9 protein-coding genes are annotated in these 6,000 nt (G+C 45.6%); 3 read left to right on the top strand and 6 right to left on the bottom strand.

Annotated elements, in window-relative coordinates; all coding sequences use genetic code 11:
• Positions 1-53 precede the first annotated feature (53 nt).
• The 3 genes from BHW66_RS01750 to BHW66_RS01760 all read left to right on the top strand — a co-directional run bounded on the left by BHW66_RS01750 (position 54) and on the right by BHW66_RS01760 (position 2,152).
• Positions 54-869, top strand: coding sequence for a TatD family hydrolase (locus tag BHW66_RS01750; RefSeq protein ID WP_180975860.1), 816 nt, complete (start codon positions 54-56; stop codon positions 867-869).
• A 69-nt stretch (positions 870-938) separates the two neighbouring features.
• Positions 939-1,418, top strand: coding sequence for a LysM peptidoglycan-binding domain-containing protein (locus BHW66_RS01755; RefSeq protein ID WP_022198170.1), 480 nt, complete (start codon positions 939-941; stop codon positions 1,416-1,418).
• 29 nt (positions 1,419-1,447) lie between these two features.
• Entirely contained in the window at positions 1,448-2,152 is a 705-nt protein-coding gene (locus tag BHW66_RS01760; RefSeq protein ID WP_146023962.1) for a L,D-transpeptidase family protein, read from the top strand.
• A gap of 36 nt (positions 2,153-2,188) precedes the next feature.
• Here BHW66_RS01760 and BHW66_RS01765 read toward each other — a convergent pair whose 3' ends face one another.
• The 6 genes from BHW66_RS01765 to BHW66_RS01790 form a co-directional block, all read right to left on the bottom strand.
• Positions 2,189-2,407 (bottom strand): RHS repeat-associated core domain-containing protein, encoded by a 219-nt coding sequence (locus BHW66_RS01765; protein WP_102758824.1) that lies wholly within the window; start codon positions 2,405-2,407, stop codon positions 2,189-2,191.
• 6 nt (positions 2,408-2,413) lie between these two features.
• Positions 2,414-2,563 (bottom strand): hypothetical protein, encoded by a 150-nt coding sequence (locus BHW66_RS01770; RefSeq protein ID WP_180975861.1) that lies wholly within the window; start codon positions 2,561-2,563, stop codon positions 2,414-2,416.
• Between the two features lie 603 nt (positions 2,564-3,166).
• On the bottom strand, positions 3,167-3,685 hold the full coding sequence (locus tag BHW66_RS01775) for a hypothetical protein (protein ID WP_046437395.1): 519 nt from the start codon (positions 3,683-3,685) through the stop codon (positions 3,167-3,169).
• Complete coding sequence (locus BHW66_RS01780) at positions 3,682-4,158, bottom strand: RHS repeat-associated core domain-containing protein (protein WP_286688830.1); 477 nt, start codon at positions 4,156-4,158, stop codon at positions 3,682-3,684. The genes BHW66_RS01775 and BHW66_RS01780 overlap by 4 nt, the downstream gene beginning before the upstream one ends.
• Positions 4,159-4,557: 399 nt before the next feature.
• Positions 4,558-5,118: a hypothetical protein gene (locus BHW66_RS01785; RefSeq protein WP_046437390.1), complete on the bottom strand. Its 561-nt coding sequence runs from the start codon at positions 5,116-5,118 to the stop codon at positions 4,558-4,560.
• A 1-nt stretch (position 5,119) separates the two neighbouring features.
• Complete coding sequence (locus BHW66_RS01790; RefSeq protein ID WP_286688832.1) at positions 5,120-5,965, bottom strand: RHS repeat-associated core domain-containing protein; 846 nt, start codon at positions 5,963-5,965, stop codon at positions 5,120-5,122.
• Positions 5,966-6,000: the final 35 nt, after the last annotated feature.

Consider the following 6,000-nt stretch of genomic DNA (forward strand, 5'->3'; position numbering starts at 1 on the left):
AAAGCCGGCAAATATCCACAAACTTCATCCGTTCCGCCACAGTCCCTTACACCATGATTATTGACACGCACTGCCATCTGGCTTCCGCTCAATTCGACCAGTCCCGCAGGGAAACTTACGTCCAGCATGCCCTCCGGGAAGGCATTGACCGCATGATTACGCTGGGGGCGCGGATGGATGACTGGGAGGCAAACACGGCGTGGGCGCGCCAGTTTCCCGGCGCGGTTTTTTGTGCGCTGGGCATCCATCCGGACGATGCCCATGACGCCCCGGCAGACTGGGCGGACCAGCTTTTCCGGAAGGCGCAGGACGTTCCCCTGGCCGCCATCGGGGAAACGGGCCTGGATTACTTCCACGGGACGCCCCAAGGCTGGGAAACGGAACAATTCCACCGCCTTCAGCAGGACCTTCTGGAACGGCACTTTGACCTGGCGGAGCGCCTGGGCCTTAATATCGTCCTGCATACGCGGGACCGGAAAGGTTCCGCGAGCTTTGAGGACGCCTTGGCTATTGCCCGGAACTACGCGGGCCGCGTGCGTCCCGTATTTCACTGCTTCATCGGAAATACCGCTCAGGCCATGCGGATCTTTGACGAACTGGACGGCATGGTCTCCTTCACCGGGGTGGCTACTTTTAAAAACGCCCCCGTAGTGGCGGAAACCGCAAGCTGGTGCCCGGAAAACCGTATCATGCTGGAAACGGACTCCCCCTATCTCAGCCCGGAACCCCTCCGGGGCCGCATGAACGAACCCGCCCATCTCATTCATACAGCCCGTTTCATCGCCGCTGCCAAAGGCATGAACCTGGAAGATCTGGCCCATGTGACGACCCGAAATGCGGAAACCTTTTATAATCTGGGCAAGGTCTGAAAAAAAATCCCGACAATCCGCGCTACCGCCTTGAATCCGAAATCATAAATTAGTATGAACAGGGCACACATGAAAACGCCATTCATTTTAACCTGCGCCTGCGCTGCCGCGCTGGTATTCCCCCTCTCTTCCTGCTCCACCCAGAATTCCTCCACGGCCGGTTACGACACTGCGGAACCGGCCAGCGGCGAAATCCCGCCGTGGATCGCGGAAAGCTCTGATCCCGCTTACGAATCCGGCCATTACAGCCCGGTTCAGAGTTCTTCCAGCTACGCTTACAATCCCCCCGCCAAGCCTTCCGTCACTAAAAAATCATCCGCGCGGAAGAGCACGGCCGGCAGCAAATCCTCCCGCAGCACGGCTGCCAGAAAGAGCTCCTCCCGTAAATCCGCTCCCAAGGCCCGCACCTACACCGTGAAGAAAGGCGATACGCTGGGAGCCATCGCCCGCAGGAACGGCACCTCTGTCAAGGCCCTTAAAAGGGCTAACGGCCTTAAGTCCGATCTGATTCACATCAACCAGAAGTTGACGATTCCGCGTTCCAAGTAATCCGGGGGATCCTCCCGGTTCCTCCACTTATGAAGCCTCTCCTTGTTCTGGCCGCCTTCCCCGTGGTGCTCATGGGGTGGGCGTCCTGTTCCCACTCCGGCACGGGCCATGCGGCCCTGCCGGATCCGCGTGCCGTGGACAAATCCGTTCCGGAATATAAAAACCCGTTTCATCCTTCCACATACGCTCATTTTGTAGCCCGCAAGGACTACCGGAAAACGTACGACGTCTATAAGGACGATACCTTGCTGAACCGCCAGCCGAAAAAATCCCGAAAAATCTTCGTCTGCCTGGACGAACAACGGGGCCAGTATCTGGTGGACGGCTTGGTCGCCATGGACTTCCCCCTCTCCTCCGGCGTAAAAGCCTATCCGACCAAAACGGGGGACTACGCCGTTATCTCCAAAAAGGAAGACCATACTTCCAACCTCTACGGCAAAATGTATGATGCCGAAGGCAAATGCATCAACTACAATGCCGAATCCACGGATCCCATACCGGAGGGAGGTCGTTTTGACGGCTCTCCCATGCCTTATTGGCAGCGTCTTACCAACGCGGGGCTGGGCCTGCATGTAGGGAAAGTTCGGCGGCATCCTGTTTCCCATGGCTGCGTCCGTCTGCCGCGAAATGTTGCGGAAATTCTCTACAGGCAAACCAGCATAGGAACGCCCGTTACCATCCGGAAAACGCCGTTGCCCGTGCCGGAAGCGCAGAAAGTCCCTGCCGTACAGTAACAAACAGAAAGAATCCTGCTACAGCAAAAACGACTTTTACCGGACAGCCTTTTTCAAATATATCTCTAAAAAATTCTCTTCCTTTAGCGAATCCCTGTTAATCCACCTGCCGTCTGCAGGATTATAATAACGGTAGTTGTAATAGACCAGAGCCAATTTGCCGTCGTTCATCTCACTAGACCACTGTACGGGCTGGACGAGACTGCCTGTGCTGCCAACTGTCCCATAGGGAGAGTAGTCGTAAGCCGCCGCGATCGTTCCCTACCCATCAAAAACTTCCGTCACATTCTTGTTGAAGTCCCATCCATAGCAGTAAAGAGAGGCGGCCTGCACCAAGACCAGGGGACGCGTGGCCACCGGTTCCAGAGGATCCCACAACAGTGTCCGAAGCACGTTCCGGTTGTCCAGCATATCCTGCGCCGCTAGTTACAGGTAGCTACGGTCATTCTATTATAAGGATTTTTAGGGGATCCACATTTTTTATGATTTTTTGTTATCTTTTATACAATTGTTCTGGTACTATTTATCATATGGAAAATGTTCCGATTCAATTCTCTTCCTGTGTTCTTTGTAATACGCTAGCTTCTTATAAAAACAAGTCTGAAAACATTTTTTCATGATTATTTCAATTGGAAGCAGATTTATTTTTGATTTTCTTCAAAACATCTATTATTCTGAAACACTCAATGACTATAATAAGATAAGAAAAAATTAATGCTGTATATGATATTAAAAGTTCATTCGAAAAGTTTTCCCATAATAGATTTATACCATGATACATTGTTGACAAAACTCCAATTATTCCAGAGATCAGAAATAAATAAATTGTAAGTTTGATAATTGAAAAAGGGAAGTTATTAAATGAAAAATTAAGAGTATTTTTTTTGATCCAAACAAGGATTCTTAAAAATAGGATTACAAAAATACATCTACAAACTAATTCGAAATATTCATATCCAGTTAAAGGAGATTCAGGGTAAATCATAATAAAGATGACTAATTATATCGTGTTCATTATTTAGACCATATTTTTTTATTTTCATTAAAAGATTTGTTAGAGATTTCTTCAGTTTGATCTATAACAAATGGAATTTTCAAAGTAGCGGCAATCTTAACATACCCCGTTGCATCTAAAGTTAAAGATATTGGTTTTGCATTCAAAGTTAACCCAGCACTTATCTTAAAATCAATAGAATAAGATGCTTGTATATAAGATGATAATGTAATACCTGCATCAATTCTATGAGACAATCCTAATAATTCTTCCCGATAGTATGTTGAAGTTTTACCATTACAATTGTCAATTTTAAGTATTTTTTCATTACTTAATCCAGCAACCATAGTTCGTAAAGAATATTCAATATCAGGCAGAATAGGCAACCATTTTTGTTTAATTTTAAGTCCTATGCCTACACCTATACCAACATCTGTTCGTAATTTTGCTTCAATGCATACACAATTTTTCTTTTTTTCTATTGATATACTTCCCTCAATAATAAGAAGAATGGGTATGTAACCCGCAGGGATAGTCATTGTGTAGCCAAATTCGTTAGTTTCTTTTCCGAGATAATCAATAGAGAATACCACTTCATTATCAACAAACCCATACAAATTCCATCCTCCTTCTGCAGCGATTGGACGCGATTGATCCACCTGCCGTCAGCGGGATTGTAATAGCGGTAGTTGTAATAGACCAGAGCCAATTTGCCGTCGTTCATCTCGCTGCTCCACTGCACCGGCTGGACGAGACTGCCCGTGCCGGTCACGGTCCCATAGGGCGAGTAGTCGTAAGTTGCCGCGATCGTTCCCCGCGCGTCGAAGACTTCCGTCACATTCTTGTTGAAGTCCCATCCATAGCAGTAAAGAGAGGCGGCCTGCACCAGGGCCAGGGGACGCGTGGCCACCGGTTCCAGAGGATCCCACAACAGTGTCCGAATTTGGAGGTAGCCACGGTACAGGTAGCGTTCATGGCTGGCGACCGTTCCGTTGACGGTGACCTTCTTCATGTAGCGGCGTCCCTGGTAGTCGTAGCCGCATTCCACCACCGTACTGCCGTCCCGGCTGGTGAAGCTCACCGCGCGGTGTACACGACCGTCCAGATACCCGTTGATGTTTTGATCAAGGGTTGTTCCAAGGAGGAAGAGGGAGATTTGAGAGTGGAGTTGGCAATGCTAATACTATGGTCAAGGAATTCCTAATGACGGTGTTGCATATGGCAAAACCGCGTGCGGATAAAGTGGCCTGTGGTATTGAACACATCATATTTCTGGAAGAAATTTCCAGATTCGAGTTGATCACGGACCATGTTCGGAAGTGCTAAGAGGGGATTGATGACTGAATTTCGGTATCAGCAATCATGCAGTATCCCGACAAGATTATTCTGCATAATTCCGATTATATTGTTACTATTTCTCATGAGGAGAAATAGCTATTATGACTAAATATTTATCTCCTTGAATTATTTTTTTATACAATATGAAAATCTCACCAAATGGGAATGTTATAAATTCATGTTTATCCGTTTCTTTATATTCTTTTTCCAAAAATTTATCCCGAATATGCAACATACTATAAGGTGTAAGATCTCCTTTCAAGAAATCCTCATTTATTAATGAATAGATTTCAGGATTTTTTATTATTTCTTTATTAAAATCATTTTTTACTCCTGAAACATCCAGAATATTATCTGTACTTATGCCTGAATAAGAGACTCTTGCGTCCAGTCCGTCTTGTAATTTCAAGGCCTGCAAGTGAATGCAATCCGTCCATTGCTGATCAGTTTGGAAAATATAAATTATTCTTATTCTCCCCCGCATCGAAGTATGCAGCCTCCACGAATTCTGAGGAACCCCCATAGTATTTGTCATCATTTTTTCCCATGTATCGGGTTGGGGAGGAGATTTATCGCACCCACTGAGAATAATTATTAACAAAATTATATAAATTTTATTGTATAAAGTATTCATATTAAATATCAATAGAGTTAATAATAGTTTCCAATTCACTAAATGTAAAATTACCCCAAACTTCAATTGGAAAAGCCGCTGAGGAATCCACTTTGTCCTGAACAATCGTTTCCAAAAATTGTTGCCATTCAGGATCTCCCTCTGTAGGATTAGCGTCAATTACATCGTACCAAGCTAAAGATACCCCTTCAGAAGACAATAAAATAATATCATCTTTTGATTTTACACAAATTTTAAATTTTCCATACCCTAATACTTTTTGCGGGCGACCTAACCACCAACCTGAGGAATGAAGATGGACCCCAGACTCGTATCCTAGATGGACAGAAAATTTTGCAGTAATATCCTTTTTGTCTACAAAATCTATCTCTATGCTTTTTGGATAATTATTTATATTTTCTAATTCTTCTTTTATAATTTGCTGTAGTGCTTCTTCAAAAGTTCTTTGCATTCCTGCAGAATCTCTCATTTGAGCTATCATTGCAGGTTTAGAAGGGAAAGGAACTACAGTTCCTATTCCTCTCAAAAAGTTTATAACATAACGAGCATATATTAATTCACCCAGAGTATCTTTTCCTAAGTAATCCGTACATATCATGGGAACATTTCTCACGAACCCGTACAAATTCCATCCCCCTTCTTCAGCGATAGGATCCCTGTTAATCCACCTGCCGTCAGCGGGATTGTAATAACGATAGTTGTAATAGACCAGGGCGAGTTCTTCGTCGTTCATCTCGCCGGACCATTGGACGGGCTGGACGAGGTTGCCTGTGCTGCCAACTGTCCCATAGGGCGAATAGTCGTAAGTTGCCGCGATCGTTCCCCGTGCGTCGAAGACCTCCGTCACGTTTTTGTTGAAGTCCCATCCATAGCAGTAAAGAG

Source organism: Akkermansia sp. 54_46 (genome assembly GCF_001917295.1).
In the GTDB taxonomy this organism is placed as follows: domain Bacteria; phylum Verrucomicrobiota; class Verrucomicrobiia; order Verrucomicrobiales; family Akkermansiaceae; genus Akkermansia; species Akkermansia muciniphila.